Genomic DNA, 21,115 nt, shown 5'->3' with positions numbered 1-21,115 from the left:
GTGTGATGATGTAGGCGCGTTGGTTGCGGGGCTTATGCGTTCGTCCCCGGATTGCCAACAGCTTGACGCTCGTGGAGTCGCAGAGTCCCGGGGATTCGATTCAACGATCCCCGATTCACACAGCCTGTGGATAAAATCGCCCGGCGTGGATTTAATTGTGGATGACTCATCAGTTTTCCACGGCGCGCACTGCCGCTTGGCCCCTCTCGCAGCTTACGCTAGCGGTCATCCCCATGTTATCCACAGGTTCATGCCCGTGACGGTGAAGCTGCACCTGCACCTCCTCTCTGACTCCACCGGAGAGACGCTGGAGAACATCGCCAAGGCCGCGCTCGCCCAATATGACAATGTCGAAACGGTGCGGCATTTCTGGCCAATGGTGCGCACCGAAGCGCATCTCGACCGCATCCTTCAGGAAATCGCCCAGAATCCCGGGCTCGTGATCTACACGCTGGTGAATGCGGGCACGCGCGAGGCGCTGGAGCAGCGCTGCCAGGCACTGGGCCTGCCGATGGTTGCGCCGCTTGATCCGGTGAACGATGCCTTGTCGGCGTTGCTTGGCCAGCAGGCGAAGAACAAGCCGGGGCGTCAGCATGTGTTGGACGCGGCCTATTTCGCGCGTGTCGATGCCATTCAGTTCACCATCGCCCATGACGATGGCGTATTGTGGGAGGAGTGGGAGGAGGCGGACATCGTCCTGGCCGGCGTCTCGCGATCGTCGAAGACGCCGACTTCCATCTACCTCGCCAACCGCGGCTTCAAGGTGGCGAACATTCCGATCGTGGTCGAAAGCCCGCCCCCCAATACGCTCTACAGTTTGGCCAACCCATTGGTTGTTGGGCTCACCACCAGTCCGGACCGCTTGATCCAGGTCCGGCGCAACCGGTTGCTCTCGCTCAATCAAGCGCCGGAGACGTCCTATGTGGATCAGGAAGCAGTGACGCGGGAACTTGCCTATGCCCGCCGCATGTTTTCCGACAACGGCTGGCCGGTGATTGACGTCACACGGCGGTCGATCGAGGAGACCGCGGCCGCAATCATTTCGCTGTTCAACGAACGCCGGGGCATGCCGGGGATGATGGAACGGTGAGCGCGCCCTTGAAACTGGTCCTCGCCTCGCAATCCGCCTCGCGCCGCGCGATGCTGGAAGCTGCCGGCGTTCCGTTCGAGGCGCAGCCGGCGATGGTGGACGAGGATGCCGCCAAGGCATCGCTTGGCGCAATCCCGCCGCGCGATCTTGCCGACGCGCTTGCCGAATTGAAGGCGCTCAAGGTGTCGCAGCGTAACCCGCAGGCGCTGGTGCTGGGTTCCGACAGCCTGGCGGTGCTGGAGGATGGCACCATTTTGTCCAAGCCGCGCGACCGAGCCCAAGCCGCGGAGCATCTCGCGATGATGTCGGGCAAGCGCCACGATCTCGTCAGCGCAGCGGTGATCGCTGAGGGTGGCCGGCCGGTGTGGCGCCATGTCGACAAGGCGCGCATGTTCGTCCGCCCGCTGTCCTACACCTTCATCGAGGCGTATCTCGATGCCGAATGGCCGACCATTGCGGGGTGCGTCGGCTGCTACAGGATCGAGGGGCCGGGGGTGCAATTGTTCAGCCGCGTCGAAGGCAGCCAGTTCACCGTGCTGGGCATGCCGCTGCTCCCGCTGCTCGGCTATTTGCGCGAGCGGCAGGTCCTCGCTGCGTGATGGAGAAAGAACCGCCAGTGTCTCAACTTTCTCAACATTCGATGGCCAGAGACGCCGCTGAACGTCCGTATGCAGAGGTGATCGGTAATCCGATCAAGCATTCCAAGTCGCCGCTGATCCATGGCTTCTGGCTCGAGAAGCTGGGCATTGCGGCGGATTATCGCGCGACGCAGGTCGCGCCCGATGATCTCGCCGCCTTCATCGCCCAGCGCCGCGCCGATCCGCTGTGGCGCGGCTGCAACGTCACCATTCCGCATAAGGTGGCGATGCTCGATCTCGTCGATGATCCCGGCGACGTGCGGGATAGCATCGGCGCGATGAACACGGTGGTTCGTCGCGAGGATGGCAGCGTGTTCGGCACCAATACTGATGCGGCCGGCTTCTACGCCCCGATCGCCGATCTCGATCTCGCTGGTGCGCCCGTCGCGATCGTCGGTGCAGGCGGTGCCGCGCGCGCAGTGCTGTTTGCCTTGTCGCGCCTCGATGTCGGCAAGGTGACGATCCTGAACCGTTCCCCGCTAAAGGCTGCCGCATTGCTCGGCCGCTTCGGCCTGAAGGGAGAGGCGCTGCCGCTGAACGCTCGCCTCCCCGAGACGAAGCTCCTGGTGAACACCAGCGCGCTTGGCATGGAAGGCCAGCCGCCGCTCGATCTCGATCTCCTGCCGCTGCCGCCAGAGGCAGTCGTCTATGATATCGTCTACGCCCCGCTCCACACGCCCCTGCTCGATGCGGCCGAGGCACGCGGGCTGGAGACGATCGACGGCCTCGAAATGCTCGTCGGCCAGGCCGCGGCCGCGTTCGAATTGTTCTTTGGCCAGCCTGCCCCGCGCGAACATGACGGCGAACTGCGCGAACGATTGATCGGATAGAACAGGAACGGCTTTCGTCCCATGCCGTGATCCGGAGGCGCGCTCCTCTTCTCCATCGATGAGGAACGGCAGCCGGGTTTGGAAGAGGCAGGGGACGATATGCAACAGGAGGGGGAACAGATGATCAAACTCGGCCTCACTGGCTCCATCGGCATGGGCAAGTCCACGGTCGCCAAGATGTTCGCTGAGGAAGGCATTCCGGTCTTCGACGCGGATGCGGAGGTCCATAAGCTGCAGGGCCCGGCCGGGCGTGTGGTGGCTGCCATCGAGGCGCGTTTTCCCGGAACGACTGGGGAAGGGGGCGTGAACCGGACGGCCCTGGCGGAAGCGGTGCTTGGCGATGATGCCGCCATGAAGGCGTTGGAAGCGATCGTTCACCCCGCCGTGGGCGAGGAGCGGGCCGCCTTTCTGACGGAACATGCCGCCGCGCCGGTCGTCGTGTTCGATGTGCCCTTGCTGTTCGAAACCGGTGGTCAGCGTGCGATGGACAAGGTTGCCGTCGTTTCCGCTGCGCCCGACGTGCAGCGCGCCCGCACCCTTCAGCGCCCGGGCATGAGCGAGGGCAAGTTCGACGCGATCCTCGCGCGCCAGGTGCCCGACGAACAGAAGCGCGCGCAGGCCGATTTCGTCATTCCGACGGACGTGCCGCTCGAGGAAACCCGGGCGCATGTCCGCCGGGTCATCGCTTGCCTCGTGCCGGTGGAAGGCCGATAATCCCTGCGATGCGCGAGATTGTTTTCGACACTGAAACCACTGGCTTTACCTTCGGCGAGGATCGCATGGTGGAGATCGGCTGTGTGGAGCTGATCAACCGGGTCGAAACCGGGCGAACCTTTCACGCTTATTTTCACCCCGAACGGTCGATGCCGCCGGGTGCGTTCGCGATTCACGGCCTGTCGGATGCGTTCCTTTCGGACAAGCCGCTGTTCCACACCGTCGCGGAAGAGCTGGTCGCGTTTATCGGCGATGCGCCGCTGATCGCACATAATGCGTCGTTCGACTTCGGCTTCTTGAACGGAGAGCTCGGTCGCTGCGGTCGTGACGTCATTTGCACCAGCCGCATGGTGGATACCCTGGCGATCGCGAAGCAGCGGCATCCCGGCGCGAAGCTGACGCTCGACGCATTGTGTTCACGTTATGGCATCGATCGGTCCCACCGCGTGCTGCACGGCGCATTGCTCGACGCGCAACTGCTGGCGCAGGTCTATGTCGAGCTGCGGGGCGGGCGGCAGATCGGGCTTTCTCTGGTCAGCGAATTGGTGGTCGAAGAGGTCAAGGTCGAGACATCCGCGCCGCGGGTCGTTCGCCCGGCCCGCCATTTCGCCGCCACTGCGGAGGAACTTAGCGCGCATGCCGCGTTCATGACGAGGGTGAAGAATCCACTCTGGGGGGCCGAGGCGTCCGGTTGACGCCCAACGCTCCGGCGAATCAAGCCGGACCAGCCAATGGAGAATAGGTCGATGGATATCCGCATCTCTGGTCACCAGGTCGAAACGGGCGACGCGCTGAAGGATCATGTCGACAGCCGGCTGCAAGGGATTGCCGACAAGTATTTCAGCCGCGCGATCTCCGCTCAGGTGACGTTCGGCAAGGGGCCGCACGACACCGGTTTCGGCTGCGACATCGTCGTTCACGTGATGCAGGGACTGGTTCTGAAGGGCCGCCACGATGCCCATGACGCGCATCTTGCCTTTGATGGTGCGGCGGAGAAGATCGAGAAGCAGTTGCGCCGTTACATGCGCCGCCTGAAGGATCGTAACGCAGGCGAGGTGCAGGCGCTGGCGGAAAGCGTCGCTTATGATAATTTCGACAACGCCGGTTACACGCTCTTTGCCGAGCGGATCAGCGACGATGACGAGCCCGCCGAAGGGCCGCTGATCATTGCCGAAACGCGCGTCGACGTGCCCGATGCCACCGTTTCGGACGCGGTAATGATGCTTGACCTGCGCAATACTGCTGCCCTGCTGTTCAAGAATAGCGGGACGGGGGCCTACAACATGGTCTATCGGCGCGGCGACGGGACGATCGGCTGGGTCGAACCGCAGCGCGCGGGGTGAACGCCGGGACGTCATGGCCAGTGATTTGAGCGATCTGCTCCACCCCGACCTGATCACGGTCGGGGTGACGGCAAGCAACAAGAAGATGCTGTTCCAGCAACTGGGCGCCCTGGCTGCCCAGACGCTTGGCTTGGCCGGCGGCGCCGTCTCGACGGCGCTCACCGAGCGGGAGAAGCTGGGCTCGACCGGCTTCGGCGGCGGTGTGGCCTTGCCGCATGCCCGCATCCAGGGCTTGCCACGGATCGTCGTCATGATCGCCCGGCTGGCGCAGCCGGTGGAGTTTCAGGCGGTCGACGATATGCCGGTCGACCTGATCGTGGCGATCCTGTCTCCGCCCGATGCCGGTGCCGATCACCTCAAGGCGCTGGCGCGCGTATCCAATCGGCTGCGCGACCGTGCGTTTGTCGCGAAGCTGCGCGGCGCCGGTTCGCGCGACGCCATCTATGCGCTTCTGACGTCCGACGAACCGGGAACCACGCGTGACGCGGCCTGAGGGTGCGGAGGCGCACCACCGTGCACTTGAATCGCTGTATGCCGCAGCGCCGATCAACCGGTTGTTCGCATCGATGCTGGAAATCCCGGAACCGGGGGTGGCGCGGATCAGCTTCGAAATCGTGCCGGATCATTTTCACGCGGCGGGCGCCGCCCACGGGACGTCCTATTTCAAGATGCTGGACGATGCGGCGTTCTACGCCTGCAATAGCCTCATCACCGATCGCTTTCTTCTGACCACCCAGTTCAACCTCGTCCTGACGCGCCCGCTGGCCGCCGGCCCGGTCATCGCGGAGGGGCGCTGGATCAGCGGCCAGCGGCGGGTGTTCGTCGGTGACGCGCGCCTGATCGCCGCGGATGGCGAGGAAGTTGCTCGCGGCACCGGCACGTTCATGCGCAGCCGGATCGCGCTTGCCTCGCTCCCGGGCTATCGGATCGCGTGAACGCGCGGCTGCCCACGCACCTTGTCGTCTCGGCCTTGCTGCGGCGAGTCAACGATGCCGGCGGGATTGCGGTGGTGCGTGCCCGCGGAGATGCGGATGCAGGTGCGATCCTGGTCGTGCTGGAGCTCGAAGACCGCGTGGTCGAGCGCGGAATTGGCCCGGACGGCAATGACGCGCTGGTACCAAGCGGGCCGAAAGCAGGCAGCGGCGAATCACTCGACGACTATTGGGCGCGCCGCCGCGCGCGTGATCCCGATTTGTGGGTGGTTGCTCTGGATATCGTGGACGGCCAACGGTTCGCCGCTGAAACGATCCTCGGTTAATTGACTCGATCGCTCGGGTATGGCGAGCCACGGCCATCGATTTTTCGCGTTGTGCCGCGGCGGGTGCGATCCGCAACGGTGACGCAGTCGGGGGGGATCCCGGCCGATCGCTGTTCTTCTGAACGCCGGATCGTGTCCGCGTACCCACCGCCTTTGATAGTGGACGATGGCTTTTTTCTCGCGGGCTGCGGTTGCCGTAGCCATGACGATCTCTTTCTTCGGCCTGAGTGCGCAGAGCACGGCCGGGTTGGCTGCCGAGGTCGAGCAGATGCTCCCCCAGACCAACGTTATGGTGTCCTCGACGGCACCAGCTACAGTTTCTGAGCCGACGGGCTTCGATAGCGATGAACTCGCGGTCGGCGATTCGGTTGCATATCCGACACTTGCGGCCGCTGTTGCCGCGCAGTCGACGCATGATGGCGACGACGAGGCGATCCAGTGCCTGGCCGGCGCGATCTTCTACGAAGCCAAGGGTGAGCCGCTGTCTGGCCAGCTTGCCGTCGCTGATGTGATCATCAACCGCTCCAAATCCGGCCGTTTCCCGTCCGACATCTGCGACGTGGTGACCCAGCGTGGCCAGTTCGGCTTCGTTCGCGGTGGTCGCATTCCGGAAATCAACGAGGACAGCCGCCCCTATCGCACGGCCGTTGCGGTGGCCAAGGTGGCACTCGCCGACGCCTGGAATGGTGAGGCGGAACGCGCGCTGTACTTCAACCGCGGCCGGGCGCCGGCTTCGGGCCTGACCAAGGTGGCATCGATCGGGAACCACATCTTCTGGCGCTGAGCCGCATTGGGGCGCTTGGCTTCCTGATCCTCAGTTACCCACCTTTTCACCGTTCCCTAATTGTTCTATGAAGCGGGCGTGCTGACCACGCCCGCTTCTTGCGTAGACGATCCTGCCTCGCCGCTTTGCGCTGCTGATGTCGTGCGGGGCGTAACCCGCTTGTTGTTGCGCCACGAACTGATCGCCATGCCGGAGGTGCCACTGGATGGCGGCCGGCGTGTCGACCTGATGGCGCTGGATCAGCGCGGCCAGATCACGATCGTCGAGATCAAGGTATCGCGCGCGGATTTGCTGGGTGACGGCAAATGGCAGGATTATCTGCCGCATTGTGATCGGTTCTTCTGGGCGGTGCCGGCGGGCTTCGACCACACGCCGATCGCCAGCGAGGCGTTCTTGCCAGAGCGGACAGGTTTGATCGTTGCTGATCGTTATGATGCAGCGGTCGTGCGGGAGGCGCGAACCACGCCGATGAACACGCACGCGCGAAAGAAGTGCACGCTTGCGTTCGCGCGCCGCGCTGCCCGCCGGCTGGTGGCGTTGTCCGATCCGGAGGCGGTGCAGGGCTGGTGAGCCCTCGGCCTTAGACGCTTGGACCATCACACCATTGGCGAGGAAGCGCACGTTCCAGCTGACACTTCCCGATCCTCCGTGGCTTCGGCGCAATACATGCCCATCGCCTCCCAGCTACATACCTGACCGTTTTGGCATTTGCGTCTGCCCATCCACAGGCGCAGGAAGCCCGCGCGGCGGGAGGATGCCATGGCGGCTACAGTCGAGGAGCAGGAGCGTAGCGACGTGCAGCATGCGCGTGGTCGCCTGACCGCGCGCGAGCGGCTCGACATTCTGTTTGATCACGCCACCTTTCGCGAAACGGGTCCCATCGGTGCGGGCGTTGTGACCGGCGAGGGTCTGGTGCAGGGCCGTCCGGTCACGGCGTTCAGCCAGGATGTGACCGACGCCAGCGGAATCATGACGCAGGATCACGCCACGAAGATCGCCAGCCTGATCGACCATGCGGTGTCCATGGGTGCGCCTGTCGTCGGCCTCTATGACTCACCCGGCGTGGCGCTGGACGACGGGCTCCTGGGCCTTGGCGCACAATCGAACATGATTCAGTGCCAGGCGCTTGCCCAGGGCAAGGTGCCGCAGCTGGCGCTGGTGTTCGGCGCTACAGCGGGCATGGCCGCTCTTTCGCCTGCACTCGCAGATGTTACATTCATGCTCGAACGCGCAGCCGCGCTTCATCTGGCCGGCCCGGACGTGTTGCGGAGAGCCACCGGGGAAATCGCCAGCGCCGACGCGCTGGGGGGCTCCACCCTACACGCGATCCACACCGGCATGGCCGACCGCGTCTTCGCGGATGAGGTCGAATTGTTGTTTGCGGCCCACGATCTGCTCGATCTGCTACCTTCCTCGGTGGGCGCGTCGACGCCGCTGATCTTCACTGCCGATCCCCCGCATCGCGAAGAGCCGGGCTTGGACCAGCTCGTCCCGCTTGACCCGGCAGAACCCTATGACATGCGCGAGCTTGCCCGCGCGTTAGTGGACGAGCGCGAACTGTTCGACGTGCAGCCTCAACACGCCGCCAATCTGGTGTGCGCCCTGGGCCGCGTGGAGGGGCGAGCAGTCGGGATCCTCGGCACTCAGCCGATGGTGCTGGCCGGTACGATCGACAGCGCCGCCGCACGCAAGGCGGCGCGCTTTGCCGGCTTCTGTGGTCGCTATGGCTTGCCCATGGTTATGCTACTGGATTCCCCTGGGTTTCTGCCTGGTACTGCCGAAGAAGCGCGCGGCATCGTTCGGGAGGCTGGGAACATGATGGCAGCTCTGGCGCGAGCGCCCGGGCCCCGGATCACAATCATTACGCGTCGCGCGATAGGGCCCGTCTGGGCAGTATTTGCATCGCGCCGAACGACGTTAGACCATTGTTACGCGTGGCCGGGCGCCGAGATCGCGGTGATGAACACTGCCGCTGCCGCCGAGCTGCTGTTCGACGACACGGACGATCAGAAAAAGCGTGACTATGCCGCCCGTATCGCTGATCCCTCTCACGCCGTGGATGCAGGGTTCGTCGATGCGGTGATCCGGCCTGCCGCAACGCGGCGGACGATCGCCGAGGTGTTGCGCCACGTAGCGCACGCGCAAGGATCCGGCAGCTTGCTGCCAACCCCTTCTCCAGATGGAGCGGGATATACGAGGGAGAGAGACCGAAATGGCTGAATATGAAACGATCCTGACCGAGAAAAAGGGCGACGTCCTGGTCATCACGTTGAACCGGCCGGAACGGCTGAACGCGGCGTCGATTCAGCTCGCCGAGGATCTGACGGTGGCGCTGTACGATCTGCAGGGTGCGCGCGCCGTGCTGCTTACCGGTGCTGGCCGGGCATTCTGCTCGGGCGCCGATCTTCAGGCGCGGGGCGGCGGGGACTCGCCGGTGAAGGGTGGGGACACCAGCCATCGTGCGCTGATGAACTTTTACAATCCGCTGATGAGCCAGATCATGAACCTGTCGGTTCCGGTGGTGACGGCGGTCAATGGTCCCGCAGCCGGCGTCGGCTGCTCCATGGGCCTGTCCGGCGATTTCGTGTTTGCCGGCAAGAGCGCCTATTTCCTCCAGGCCTTTGTCAACATCGGCCTCGTGCCTGACGGCGGCTCCACCTGGCTGCTTGCCAAGACGATCGGCAAGGCGCGGGCCACGCAGATGATGATGCTGGGCGAGCGGATCGGCGCCGAGCAGGCGGAGAACTGGGGCCTCATCTACAAGGCGGTGGATGACGACAAGCTGATGGACGAGGCGCTTGCTCTTGCCACGCGTCTCGCCGCCGGGCCGACCGTTGCGCTGTCCGCGATGCGCCGGAACATCATGACCGCGCTTGACGGCACATTCGACGCGGTGCTCCGCGCCGAGGCCGAGGGTCAGCGGCTCGCTGGCGGCTCCGAGGATTCGCGCGAAGGCGGCCTCAGCTTCCTCGAGAAGCGCAAGCCTGTGTTCAAGGGCCGTTGAACATCCATCCCGTCCCGGTGCGTTGGCATCGGGACGGATCATGGAGGTACGATGACGAGGCTTTCTGCAATTGCGCTGTCCCTGGCGATCCTGGCGTCGAGCCAGCCCGCCCGCGCCCAAAGTCAGGCGCAGATGAATGCCCAGGCCGCCAATGAGCTTCGCCGGGCGGATGCTGCGCTGAACGCGCAGTGGAAACAGACCTATGCCCGCATGAAGGATCGCGATGCGCGGGGCACGCCGCGCGGTGGCGGCTTTGGTTACGCCACGGCGACGCTTGCCAGCCAGCGCGCTTGGCTGCAGTTCCGCGATCGGCAGTGTGAGATCGAAGGCGGCGAATATGCCGGCGGCTCACTGCAGGGGTTCGCGCGCGCGCAATGCCTGGCGCGGCTGACCCGGGAGCGGACCAAACAATTGAAGGATCTGATGTGGACGCGGTGACCCGCAATGATTGGACCCGTGAGGAAATCACGGCGCTGTTCGACCTGCCTTTCGACGAGCTGATGTGGCAGGCGCAGAATGTGCACCGCGCGCATCACGCCGCCGGCCAAGTGCAATTATGCACGTTGCTGTCGATCAAGACCGGCGGTTGTCCGGAGGATTGTGGCTATTGCTCGCAATCCGCCCACGCCGAAACGGGCGTAAAGGCGACCAAGCTGATGGACGTGCGCGCCGTGTTGCAGCGCGCGGCCGAGGCTCGCGATGCCGGAAGCCAGCGTTTCTGCATGGGCGCCGCGTGGCGCAATCCGAAGGATCGCGACATGGATGCGATCATCGCCATGATCGAGGGCGTCCGCGCCATGGGCATGGAAACGTGCATGACGCTGGGCATGCTGACGCCGGCACAGGCGCAGAGGCTCGCTGAAGCCGGGCTCGATTATTACAATCACAACATCGATACCTCGCCCGAGCGTTACGGCGAGGTGATCACGACCCGATCCTTCGGGGAGCGGCTGGAAACGCTGGAGCATGTGCGGCAGGCCGGCATCAACGTCTGCTGTGGCGGGATCGTCGGCATGGGCGAGACACGCGAGGATCGCGTTGGCTTCGTCCATGCGCTCGCCACCCTGCCGCGGCATCCCGAAAGCGTGCCGGTCAACGCGCTGGTGCCGGTGAAGGGCACAGTGCTGGGCGACATGCTGGCGGATACGCCGCTCGCCCAGATTGATGACATCGAGTTCGTCCGCACGGTTGCGGTGGCGCGGATTACCATGCCGCTCAGCATGGTGCGTCTGTCTGCCGGTCGTGAATCGATGAGCGAGGCAACGCAGGCATTGTGCTTCATGGCAGGCGCGAACTCGATCTTCACCGGCGACAAGCTGCTGACGGCGGGCAATCGGGGCGACAGCGCGGACGCGAATCTCTTTGCCAAGCTCGGGCTGAAACCGATGGTAGCCGAGGAACCGGTGCGCGTGTGCGAGGCAGCGGAATAACGCTGGCGACAGTGCCGCCGTCGGTCAGGACACGTGGGACGGCGGCGGCATTTTAGGGCCATGAGCGAGGGGCAGGGGTGTTCGGCAAGATCCTGATCGCCAATCGTGGTGAGATCGCGTGCCGGATCATCCGCACGGCCCGGCGAATGGGCATCGGCACGGTGGCCGTCTATTCCGATGCCGACGCTCGCGCGCCCCACGTGTCGATGGCGGACGAGGCGATCCGGATCGGTGAGGCGCCGGCGAGCGAAAGCTATCTCGATGCCGATCGTATCCTCGCGGCCGCACGCGCAACCGGCGCGGATGCCATCCACCCCGGTTATGGCTTTCTGTCCGAGCGCGCGTCCTTTGCCGAGGCCTGCGCGGCAGCCGGCATCGCCTTTATAGGACCGCCTCCGACAGCGATCGCCGCCATGGGTGACAAGATCGCGTCCAAGGAGATCGCGCGCGCGGCGGGCGTGAATGTCGTGCCGGGTCATCCCACTGCGATCGAAAGCGTGGCGGACGGGGCGCGTATCGCCGCTGCCATCGGCTATCCCGTGATGGTGAAGGCTTCGGCCGGCGGCGGGGGCAAGGGGATGCGGCTGGTGCGTGATGAGGCCGAGATCGTCACCGGCTTCGACGCGACCCGCCGAGAGGCTCTTGCCAGTTTCGGCGATGATCGCGTGCTGATCGAAAAGTTCATCGAGAGCCCTCGTCATGTCGAGATTCAGGTGCTCGGTGATCAGCACGGCAATTTGGTTTACCTCGGCGAACGCGAATGTTCGGTTCAGCGCCGCCACCAGAAGGTGGTGGAAGAGGCGCCGTCGCCGTTCGTCACGCCTGCCATGCGCCGGGTGATGGGCGAGCAGGCAATCGCGCTCGCGCGCGCTGTCGGCTATCATAGCGCAGGCACGGTGGAGCTGATCGTGTCAGGCGCCGATCCGAGCGGCGAAAGCTTCTATTTCCTGGAAATGAACACCCGGCTTCAGGTGGAGCATCCCGTCACCGAGGCCGTAACCGGGTTCGATCTCGTCGAGCAGATGATCCGTGTCGCCGCCGGCGAGCGGCTCGCCTTTTCGCAGGCGGACGTTCACCTGAATGGCTGGGCCGTCGAAACCCGCATCTATGCGGAGGACCCCTATCGGGGGTTCCTGCCCAGCACCGGGCGCCTGGTCCGCTATCGCCGCCCGGGGCCGGAGGAGGATCAGAAAGCCGACGGCAACACGCATCCCAACTTCTGTGTTCGGGTGGATGACGGGGTGGCCGAAGGTGGCGAGGTCAGCCGCTTCTACGACCCGATGATCGCGAAGCTGATCACTTGGGGCCCAACCCGCGAAACCGCGGTCGCGGCGCAGGTCCGCGCCCTCGATGCGTTCGAGATCGAGGGACCGGCCACCAACATCCATTTCCTCTCCGCACTGATGCAGCACCCGCGCTTCGGTCGCGGCGATCTCACCACCGGGTTCATCGAGGAGGAATATCCGCGAGGCTTCAACGGCGCGCCGACACCCGCCGCGTTCCTGGAAGGCCTCGCGGCACTGGCTGTGCTCATGACGCAAGCGAACGCGCGCGGCGCGGCTGAGCAGAACTGGTCGGTTCGGATCGGCGAGCGGGATTTCGCCGTCACTATGTCCGGTGACGCAGTGGCGGTGGATGGAGAGGACATCGCCATCTCGCACGATTACGCACCCGGCCGCACGATATTCCGCATCGACCTGGATGGCGAAGAAGTGGTTGTGCAGGCGGCGCGTACGCTGACAGGCTTTACCCTGCATACCCGCGGTGCGCGGCACAAAGTGCGCGTGCTGCCGCAGCGGATCGCCAGCTACACCCGTCATCTGATCGATCCGCTCCCCGCCAATACCGGCAAGATCGTCACCGCGCCCATGCCGGGGTTGCTGGTCCGTCTGGACGTTAGCGTCGGCGAGAATGTCGCTGCCGGTCAGGCGCTGGGCGTGATTGAAGCGATGAAGATGGAGAATGTCTTGCGCGCCGAGGCCGACGGGACGGTCGCGGCATTGCGTGTGGCCACTGGTGAAAGCGTCGCCGTTGATCAGGTGCTGATCGAGCTCGAATAACCGCGCGTTAAAGCCTGCCACTGGGACGGGACGCCGTCTTCACCCCCGTATCCTGATCGCTGCACCTGCACCCGGCTGGCCGACGAGTCTCGCGCTGCGACAAATCGCGACACAAAAGCGCTGGACCCTTATGGGTCTTCCAACCATTTCGGCATCCATGACGCGCTTGCGGGCTACGCTTCTCCTCGCCGCCGCTCTTGGCGGATGTACTGTTGGTCCGGATTATCGACCACGAACCGCCACTGAGCTCGGGGTGCCCGACACCTTTTCGGTCACGGCCGAACCGACGCGTGAGGATCTGACGCGCTGGTGGCGCAGTTTCGATGATCCGGTGCTCGGGCAATTGGTGGAACAAGCAGCCGCGAGCAATCTCGACATCGCGCAGGCATCCGCTCGGCTGCGACAGGCCCGCGAAGCGCTGGTCCAAAGCCGGGCAAGCCTGCTGCCAACGGTGAACGGCTCGGCGGGCTACAGCCGCTCCGAAACGCTGCGTGGCGGGCAGACGGTGATCACCCTCCCCGATGGCACCACGCAAAGCATCGGCGGTGGGGGAGGCTCCAATTTCTCCCTCGGGCTCGACGCACAATATCAGATTGGCCTGTTTGGCGAAGTGCGCCGCACCGTGGAGAGCAGCCAGGCGCAATATGAGGCGTCCGGTTTTGATCAGGCGACGGTGCTGCTGTCCGTGCAGGCGGAGGTCGCGCGCAATTATGTGCTGGCCCGGCTTTACCAGCTTCAGCTCGCCAATGCCCGCGACAGCCTGGCGTTGCAGGACGACAATCTGGAAATCGCCGGCTTTCGCGTTCAGGCCGGGCTGGTTTCCAGCCTCGACCAGGAACAGGCGCGGGTGCAGCGCGCGCAGACCGCGGCCTCCGTCCCGTTGATCGAGCAGCAGTATAATGCCGCAGTGAGCCGTATCGGCGTGCTCACCGGCGCTGCGCCAGGTACACTGAAGCCGCTGCTCGCCGCGACGAAGCCGATCCCGCGTGGGCCGGCAAGCGCTGGCGTCGGCATTCCGGCGGATGTGCTGCGGCAACGCCCCGATGTGCGCGCGGCCGAGCGGAACCTTGCTGCCGCAACCGCGCAGATCGGCGTTGCCAAGGCCCAGCTGTATCCCGCGCTGGCGATCAGCGGCAATATCGATACCCGCGCCGGCAACCTGGGCGGTTTGCTGGAAACGGTCACCGGCGGGTTGTTCGCCGGACTGACGCAAGCGATCTTCAACGGCGGCCGTCTGAACAGCCAGGTGCGCGGCGCAGAGGCTGCCGCCGACGCCGCCCTTGCGGCTTACAAGCAGACGGTGCTGATCGCGCTCGAAGACATCGAGAATGCCGTTGTCGCGCTCAGCACCGCGCAAGCGCGCGAACGCGAGTTCGCCGTCGCACTGGAAGCGGCAAACAATTCCGCGATCCTCAGCCGCAGCCAGTATCGCACCGGCCTCACCGACTTCACGACCCTCAGTCAGCAGGAGGCGGCGTTGCTGTCGGCTCGCAACAGCGCCGCACAGGCGCGCGCCGATCACGCCAATGCGCTGATCCAGCTCTACACCGCGCTTGGCGGCGGCTGGGATTCGACCGCGGCGCCCCAGGCGATATCACCCCAGAACAACAGGCAGGACGGAACCCGCTGATGGCCACCGAGCAACTTGATGATTTCCTCGGGGTGAAGCCGCAGCCGGCGTGGCGTCGCTGGGCGAAATGGGGCGCGATCGCCGTTGGCGTGATCCTGCTGGTGCTGCTTGGTTTTCGGCTGTTCGGATCTCGGGCGGAGGCTGGTTACGCGACGGCCCCGGTGCGACGCGGGAATCTGACGGTCACCGTTTCGGCCACTGGCAAGCTGGCGCCGACCAATCAGGTGACGGTCGGCTCGCAGCTATCCGGCCTCGTCACGCGGGTCGTTGTCGACGTAAACGACCGGGTTACCGCGGGGCAGGCGCTTGCGCTGATCGATCCCGAACAGATCGAGGCGCAGATCCGTGCCGGTCAGGCGCAGTTGAACGCCAACATTGCGGGCGTGAACCAGGCGCGCGCAACCGTGGCCGAGGCACAGGCGCAGCTTGCCCGGCTGGAGGAAGTGTATCGCTTGTCGAACGGACGCGTCCCTTCGCAGACGGAGCTGCAGACCGGCCGGGCAAACGCTCAGCGGGCGGTTGCCGCGCTCCGGGTTGCTGAGGCCAATGTCGCCGCGGCACGCGCCAATCTCGCGCAGAATCAGACCCAGCGTCAGCGCGCCATCATCCGCTCTCCCGTGAACGGCGTCGTGCTCGCGCGTCAGGTCGATCCGGGGCAGACCGTGGCGGCATCGTTCAACACGCCGACGCTGTTCGTGATCGCGGAGGATCTCAGCAAGATGAAGCTGGAGGTCGCCATCGACGAAGCTGACGTCGGTTCCGTGAAGGAAGGGCAGTCGGCAAGCTTCACCGTTGATGCATTCCCGGGCCGCACCTTCCCCGCAACGATCACCCGCGTCGATCTCGGTTCGAACCTCACCGCCACCACGGCCAGCGCGTCTTCCAGCAGCGCCACGTCCGGCACTGCGACCACGGGGCAGGTCGTATCCTATGCCGCCGATCTCACCGTGGCGAACCCGACCATGGAACTGCGCCCGGGCATGACCGCGACCGCTGACATCGTTACCAGCGACAAGAAGAACGTGCTGCTCGTTCCCAATGCCGCGTTCCGCTTCAAGCCCAGCGCCGCCGGTGCGGGCGGCAGCGGCGGCATCGCGGGCTCGCTGACCTTCCGCCCGCGACGCGACCGGCCCGAACGCCAGGCGACGCTTGGCCGCGGCGCGCAGCAGACGGTCTACGTCAAGGGTGCCGATGGCCAGCCGCAGCCCGTGCAAGTGACAACCGGCGATACCAACGGCTCAGTCACCGAGGTGCTGTCCGGCGGCCTGAAGCCCGGCATGGAAGTGATCACCGGTCAGCTGGCGGGCGGCGAAGAAGGATCGCGCAGCGGCGGCGGCGGCGGTGGACAGCGGCGTCAGCGTCCGGGAGCCGCAGGTGGTGCATAACCCGGCGCTCGCGCCAGCTTCTTCGGTCCTTCCCGGGCAGTCGCCTCGATCACCAGCGCGGCGTGGTGGCAGCTTGGATCGCGCAGGCCAGCGACGAACCGAAGACGGGGCGCAGGCGGGATGACGGGGCCAATCATCTCGCTCCGCAATGTCACCAAGGTGTACGGCAGTGGCCCAACGGCGTTTCAGGCGCTGAAGGGCGTCGACCTCGATATCGCCGCCGGTGATTTCGTCGCCGTGATGGGCCCGTCGGGCTCCGGCAAGTCGACCACCATGAACATCCTCGGCTGCCTGGACGTGCCCACGGGCGGCACCTTCCTGTTCCGCGGCCATCATGTGGAGACGCTTGATCGCGACCAGCGGGCGCTGCTGCGCCGCAAATACCTCGGCTTCGTTTTCCAGGGCTTCAACCTGCTGAGCCGCACCAGCGCGCTCGAGAATGTCGAACTCCCGCTGTTGTACCGCGGCGACGATCGCAAGAGCCGCCGTGACGCCGGTATGGCGGCGCTCGACAAGGTCGGCCTGGCGGACTGGTGGGATCATACCCCGGCGGAGCTTTCCGGTGGTCAGCAACAGCGTGTCGCTATCGCCCGCGCGATCGTCACCAGGCCCGATGTGCTGCTGGCCGATGAACCGACCGGCAACCTCGATTCGGAGCGATCGGTCGAAATCATGGAGTTGCTCACCGGGCTGAACCGCGACAGCGGGATCACCGTGTTGATGGTGACGCATGAGCCGGAAATGGCTGCGTTTGCCCGCACGGTGGTTCATTTCAAGGACGGGCTGGTGGAACGGATCGATGCGAACCACCGGATGGGGGAGGATGTGTCGTGATGCGCGCTGCTTCCTCATCCCGCCGCGGCGATCCGCTTATCGTCCGCCAGGCGCCGCTGTGCTGCGCCCGGCTGCAGCAGGGGTCGTGATCGCGTGTTCGGCACCACCTTCATCCTCGCCCTGCGATCGATCCGCCGGCACCTGCTTCGCTCGTTCCTGACGATCCTGGGCATCGTCATCGGCGTGGCGGCGGTGGTCGCCATGGTGACGCTGGGCAAGGCAACCACCAGCGCCGTGCAGCAGCAGATCGCCGCGCTTGGCACCAACGTGCTCCAGATCCGCCCCGGCCAGGGCTTCGGTCGCGGCGGCGGCGGCCCGCGTCCGCCGGACTTTGATCCCGAGGACGTGACCGCGATTGCGCAACAGGTCGCCGGCGTCACTGCAGTGGCGCCGCAAGCTTCGACCGCGGCGACCGCTATCTACGAAGGGGCGAACTGGTCGACGACGGTTCAGGGCACCACCAACGGGGTCTTCGTGGTTCAGCCCTGGCCGTTGGCGCAGGGCCGATATTGGACACCGGCGGAGGAGCAGGCGGGCAAGGCGGTGTGCATCATCGGCAATACCGTCCGGCAAAACCTGTTCCGCGGTGGCGATGCAATTGGTCGACGGATGCGGATCGGCTCGATCAGCTGCGACGTGATCGGCGTTCTTACCGCACGCGGGCAGGCCGGATTCGGCGGAGACCAGGACGACACCGTGGTGATGCCGATCAAGGCAGTGCAGCGCCGCTTCACCGGCAGCCGCGATGTGCGCCTGATGCTGGTCGGGGTCGACCAGGCCTATTCGACCAGCGCGGTGCAGGCCTCGATCACCGATCTGTTGCGCGAACGCCGCAACATCACCGGCACCAAGCAGGATGATTTCAACATCTTCGATACCAAGCAGATCAGCGACACGCTGACGGGAACGACGACGTTGCTGACCCGCATCGTCGCTGCCGTCGCAGCGATCAGCCTGGTGGTCGGCGGCATCGGAATCATGAACATCATGCTCGTTTCCGTGACGGAGCGGACTCGGGAGATCGGCATCCGTCTGGCCATCGGGGCGGTCGCCAATGAAGTGCTGATGCAATTCCTGGTGGAAGCGGTCGTCCTGTCGATGCTTGGCGGCCTGGTCGGCCTGGTGCTGGCGCAGCTCGTCATCGCGGTGGCGACGCCGCTGATGCAGGTGCCGTGGACGTTCGATCCTTCGATCAACGTGGTGGCGTTCGCCATCGCGGCCGCAATCGGGGTGGTGTTCGGCTATTTCCCCGCCCGTCGCGCGGCCGGCCTCAACCCCATTGACGCCCTCCGGCACGAGTGATGGGCAAGGGCATGGCCCTTGCCTCGCGCGGCGCGTACATCGGAGCGCATGAACACGCGCTTTGACAGCTTGCCGAACCGCCGCGCGATCATCGATCGGCGCGCGATCGCGGATGCACTGGCTGCGCTGGACCGGGATGATCCGGCGCTGCTTCGTCGCAAGGCGACGGCGATGCTGAAAGACGCGCTGGATGCCGGCCGTGCCGAAATCGCGCGGCGCCTCGGCGAACGGCCGTCGCGCGGGCTGGAAGCGGCCAACGCCCAGGCCTTTCTGATCGACCAGCTACTGAAGCTGTTGTTCGATCTGGTGACACAGCGGCTGTATCCGCTCAGCAATCCGACCGCGGCGGAGCGGCTCACGCTGGTGGCGGTGGGCGGTTACGGCCGGGGCGAGATGGCGCCCTTCTCGGATGTCGATATCGGCTTCCTCACGCCTTGGAAGCAGACGCCATGGGCCGAGCAGGTGATCGAATCGATCCTCTACGCCCTCTGGGATCTCGGTCTGAAGGTCGGCCATTCCTCTCGCTCGCTGGACGAGATGGTGCGGCAGGCGAAGAGCGATGTGACGATCCGGACCGCGCTGCTCGAGGGGCGCTTCGTGTGCGGGAACGAAGCGCTGTACGAGGAATCGCTGGCGCGCTTCCGCAATGAGGTGACACGCGGCACCGAGCGCCAATTCATCGCCGACAAGCTGGCCGAGCGTAACGCGCGCCACGTCAAGATGGGCGACACCCGCTACGTCGTCGAACCCAATGTGAAGGAAGGGAAGGGGGGCCTCCGCGATCTCCATGCGCTCTTCTGGATCGGCAAATATGTCTATGACGTCGATCGCGCCGCCCAGCTGGTGGACAAGGGGCTGTTCACCCCGGCCGAGTACCGCCTATTCAACCGGGCCGACAATTTCCTCTGGGCGGTGCGTTGCCATCTGCATCTTGCCGCCGGCCGGGCCGAGGACCGGCTGACGTTCGACATGCAGCGGGAGATTGCGGAGCGGATGCGCTATGCCGATCGGCCCGGAAAGGCCGCGGTTGAGCGGTTCATGCAATTCTACTTCCTGCAGGCAAAGACCGTCGGCGCGCTCACCGGAGTGTTCCTGGCGCATATTGATGATCTGTTTGCCGCCCGCGGTCGCCGCTTCGGCCTGCCGCGCCTGCGCCGCCGTCCGGGCAAGCTTCACGGCTTCGTTCTCGATCGGGGCCGACTTGCGTTGCCGCACGACACCTTCTTCGCGGAGGATCCCACGCGCCTTATCGAGATCTTCCAGCTGGCCGATCTCCATGGGCTGGAAATCCATCCGCTGGCCATGCGTGCCGCGACCCGCGATGCGAAGCTGGTGGATGAAGTGCGCAGCGACCCACGCGCCAATGCGTTGTTCCTCGATCTGCTGACCTCGCCGCGGGAGCCGGAAACGGTGCTGCGCTGGATGAACGAGGCCGGCGTGTTCGGCCGCTTCGTGCCGGATTTCGGCCGCGTCGTCGCGCAGATGCAGTTCGACATGTACCACCATTACACGGTGGATGAGCATACGATCCGCGCCATCGGCCTCCTCGCCCGAATCGAGCGCGGCGAGCTCGCGGACGAGCATCCGCTCGCAGCCGGCATCCTGCCGCAGATCGTGTCGCGGCGGGTGCTGTACGTGGCGGTATTGCTGCACGATGTGGCGAAGGGCCGCGGCGGTGACCACTCCATCCTGGGCGCGGCCGTGGCGGAGCAGCTATGTCCCCGCTTCGGCCTTACGCCTGCCGAGACCGAGACGGTGGCGTGGCTGGTGCGTCACCACCTGCTGATGTCCGCCACCGCGTTCAAGCGTGACTTGTCGGACTTCAAGACGATCCTTGATTTCACCGATGTTGTGCAATCGGCGGAGCGGCTGCGGCTGCTGTTGGTTCTCACGATCGTCGACATTCGCGCGGTCGGACCGGGGACGTGGAACGGTTGGAAGCGGCAGCTGCTCGGCGATCTCTACGAGGCCGCGGAGGAAGTGCTTCGCCTCGGCCACAAGCAGCGCGGGCGCGAGGAGCGGATCGCCGCCAAGCAGGCCGCCCTGGCCGAGGCGCTAGGCTGGGACGCGCCGACCATGGCCACCTATGTGCGGCGTTTCCCGGAGGCTTACTGGATCGCCGAGCCGGAGGATGTGCTGGCCCACAACGCCCGCTTCGTTGCCGGCGTCGGGGAAGCGCAGCTCGCCATCGACGCACAGGTCTATGCCCAGCGCGGCGCGACCCTGGTTACAGTCTATGCCGCCGACCATCCCGGCATCTTTTACCGTATCGCCGGCGCAATCCATGTCGCTGGCGGGAACATCATCGACGCTCGGATCCACACCACGCGCGACGGCATGGCGCTCGACAACTTCCTCGTCCAGGATCCGTTCGGTCGCCCCTTCGACGAGCCTGAGCAGCTCGCCCGATTGCAGACCGCGATCGAGGATGCGCTGGCCAATCGCGGCAAACTGGTGGAGCGCTTGAAGGCCAAGCCGCTGCCGCGGGTGCGTGCCGACGCCTTCCGGATCGAGCCGAATGTGCTGGTCGACAACAAGGCTTCGAACCGCTTCACCGTGGTCGAGGTAAATGCGCGCGACCGCCCCGCGCTGCTCAATCAGCTCGCCCATGCGCTGTTCCAGTCAAAGGTGACGATCCATTCCGCCCATGTCGCCACCTATGGCGAGCGCGCGGTCGATACCTTCTACATCACCGATCTGACCGGCGATAAGATCGCCACTGGTGCGCGGCTGAAGGCGCTGGAGAAAAGGCTGCTCGACGCTGCGGCCGGCAGGGCGGTCGACCTGGCGGCGTGACGATCGCCCTCCCGGTG

21 protein-coding genes are annotated in these 21,115 nt (G+C 65.3%); all 21 read left to right on the top strand.

Annotation, left to right across the window (positions count from 1 at the left end; all coding sequences use genetic code 11):
• Window positions 1–250 precede the first annotated feature (250 nt).
• On the top strand, window positions 251–1,090 hold the full coding sequence (locus LK535_RS11525) for a pyruvate, water dikinase regulatory protein (protein WP_227772057.1): 840 nt from the start codon (window positions 251–253) through the stop codon (window positions 1,088–1,090).
• 8 nt (window positions 1,091–1,098) lie between these two features.
• Window positions 1,099–1,689 carry a Maf family protein gene (locus LK535_RS11520; protein WP_227772273.1) on the top strand — a complete coding sequence of 197 codons (591 nt, stop codon included), beginning with the start codon at window positions 1,099–1,101 and terminating at the stop codon, window positions 1,687–1,689.
• Between the two features lie 41 nt (window positions 1,690–1,730).
• On the top strand, window positions 1,731–2,558 hold the full coding sequence (aroE, locus tag LK535_RS11515; protein ID WP_227772056.1) for a shikimate dehydrogenase: 828 nt from the start codon (window positions 1,731–1,733) through the stop codon (window positions 2,556–2,558).
• Window positions 2,559–2,678: 120 nt separating this feature from the next.
• A complete protein-coding gene (gene coaE / locus LK535_RS11510; RefSeq protein ID WP_227772055.1) occupies window positions 2,679–3,272 on the top strand; it encodes a dephospho-CoA kinase in 594 nt (197 codons plus the stop codon).
• An 8-nt stretch (window positions 3,273–3,280) separates the two neighbouring features.
• On the top strand, window positions 3,281–3,967 hold the full coding sequence (gene dnaQ, locus LK535_RS11505) for a DNA polymerase III subunit epsilon (protein ID WP_227772054.1): 687 nt from the start codon (window positions 3,281–3,283) through the stop codon (window positions 3,965–3,967).
• A gap of 51 nt (window positions 3,968–4,018) precedes the next feature.
• Window positions 4,019–4,615, top strand: a complete 597-nt coding sequence (hpf, locus tag LK535_RS11500) for a ribosome hibernation-promoting factor, HPF/YfiA family (protein WP_227772053.1) — start codon at window positions 4,019–4,021, stop codon at window positions 4,613–4,615.
• Between the two features lie 13 nt (window positions 4,616–4,628).
• Window positions 4,629–5,108: a PTS sugar transporter subunit IIA gene (locus LK535_RS11495; RefSeq protein WP_227772052.1), complete on the top strand. Its 480-nt coding sequence runs from the start codon at window positions 4,629–4,631 to the stop codon at window positions 5,106–5,108.
• Window positions 5,095–5,550 carry a PaaI family thioesterase gene (locus LK535_RS11490; RefSeq protein WP_227772051.1) on the top strand — a complete coding sequence of 152 codons (456 nt, stop codon included), beginning with the start codon at window positions 5,095–5,097 and terminating at the stop codon, window positions 5,548–5,550. The genes LK535_RS11495 and LK535_RS11490 overlap by 14 nt, the downstream gene beginning before the upstream one ends.
• Window positions 5,547–5,873 (top strand): DUF1491 family protein, encoded by a 327-nt coding sequence (locus tag LK535_RS11485; protein ID WP_227772050.1) that lies wholly within the window; start codon window positions 5,547–5,549, stop codon window positions 5,871–5,873. Before LK535_RS11490 ends, LK535_RS11485 begins: the two co-directional genes overlap by 4 nt.
• 202 nt (window positions 5,874–6,075) lie before the next feature.
• On the top strand, window positions 6,076–6,657 hold the full coding sequence (locus LK535_RS11480; RefSeq protein WP_227772049.1) for a cell wall hydrolase: 582 nt from the start codon (window positions 6,076–6,078) through the stop codon (window positions 6,655–6,657).
• Window positions 6,658–6,735: 78 nt separating this feature from the next.
• On the top strand, window positions 6,736–7,227 hold the full coding sequence (locus LK535_RS11475; RefSeq protein ID WP_227772048.1) for an MmcB family DNA repair protein: 492 nt from the start codon (window positions 6,736–6,738) through the stop codon (window positions 7,225–7,227).
• A 189-nt stretch (window positions 7,228–7,416) separates the two neighbouring features.
• Complete coding sequence (locus tag LK535_RS11470; RefSeq protein WP_227772047.1) at window positions 7,417–8,877, top strand: acyl-CoA carboxylase subunit beta; 1,461 nt, start codon at window positions 7,417–7,419, stop codon at window positions 8,875–8,877.
• A complete protein-coding gene (locus LK535_RS11465) occupies window positions 8,870–9,661 on the top strand; it encodes an enoyl-CoA hydratase-related protein (protein ID WP_227772046.1) in 792 nt (263 codons plus the stop codon). Before LK535_RS11470 ends, LK535_RS11465 begins: the two co-directional genes overlap by 8 nt.
• Window positions 9,662–9,712: 51 nt before the next feature.
• Window positions 9,713–10,099: a lysozyme inhibitor LprI family protein gene (locus LK535_RS11460; protein ID WP_227772045.1), complete on the top strand. Its 387-nt coding sequence runs from the start codon at window positions 9,713–9,715 to the stop codon at window positions 10,097–10,099.
• On the top strand, window positions 10,036–11,091 hold the full coding sequence (gene bioB / locus LK535_RS11455; RefSeq protein ID WP_415837127.1) for a biotin synthase BioB: 1,056 nt from the start codon (window positions 10,036–10,038) through the stop codon (window positions 11,089–11,091). Before LK535_RS11460 ends, bioB begins: the two co-directional genes overlap by 64 nt.
• 77 nt (window positions 11,092–11,168) lie before the next feature.
• Complete coding sequence (locus LK535_RS11450; RefSeq protein WP_227772043.1) at window positions 11,169–13,151, top strand: biotin carboxylase N-terminal domain-containing protein; 1,983 nt, start codon at window positions 11,169–11,171, stop codon at window positions 13,149–13,151.
• Window positions 13,152–13,308: 157 nt separating this feature from the next.
• On the top strand, window positions 13,309–14,781 hold the full coding sequence (locus LK535_RS11445) for an efflux transporter outer membrane subunit (RefSeq protein ID WP_227772042.1): 1,473 nt from the start codon (window positions 13,309–13,311) through the stop codon (window positions 14,779–14,781).
• Window positions 14,781–16,166, top strand: coding sequence for an efflux RND transporter periplasmic adaptor subunit (locus tag LK535_RS11440; RefSeq protein ID WP_227772041.1), 1,386 nt, complete (start codon window positions 14,781–14,783; stop codon window positions 16,164–16,166). The genes LK535_RS11445 and LK535_RS11440 overlap by 1 nt, the downstream gene beginning before the upstream one ends.
• A gap of 120 nt (window positions 16,167–16,286) precedes the next feature.
• Window positions 16,287–17,000, top strand: coding sequence for an ABC transporter ATP-binding protein (locus LK535_RS11435; protein WP_227772040.1), 714 nt, complete (start codon window positions 16,287–16,289; stop codon window positions 16,998–17,000).
• Between the two features lie 93 nt (window positions 17,001–17,093).
• On the top strand, window positions 17,094–18,302 hold the full coding sequence (locus LK535_RS11430; RefSeq protein ID WP_227772039.1) for an ABC transporter permease: 1,209 nt from the start codon (window positions 17,094–17,096) through the stop codon (window positions 18,300–18,302).
• Window positions 18,303–18,350: 48 nt separating this feature from the next.
• Window positions 18,351–21,098, top strand: a complete 2,748-nt coding sequence (locus tag LK535_RS11425) for a [protein-PII] uridylyltransferase (protein ID WP_227772038.1) — start codon at window positions 18,351–18,353, stop codon at window positions 21,096–21,098.
• Window positions 21,099–21,115 lie beyond the last annotated feature (17 nt).

It is taken from the genome of Sphingomonas sp. IC4-52, from assembly GCF_020707225.1.
In the GTDB taxonomy this organism is placed as follows: Bacteria; Pseudomonadota; Alphaproteobacteria; order Sphingomonadales; family Sphingomonadaceae; genus Sphingomonas.
The sequence above is the reverse complement of the archived record's forward strand: the minus strand, read 5'-3'. Positions and strand labels throughout refer to the sequence as shown.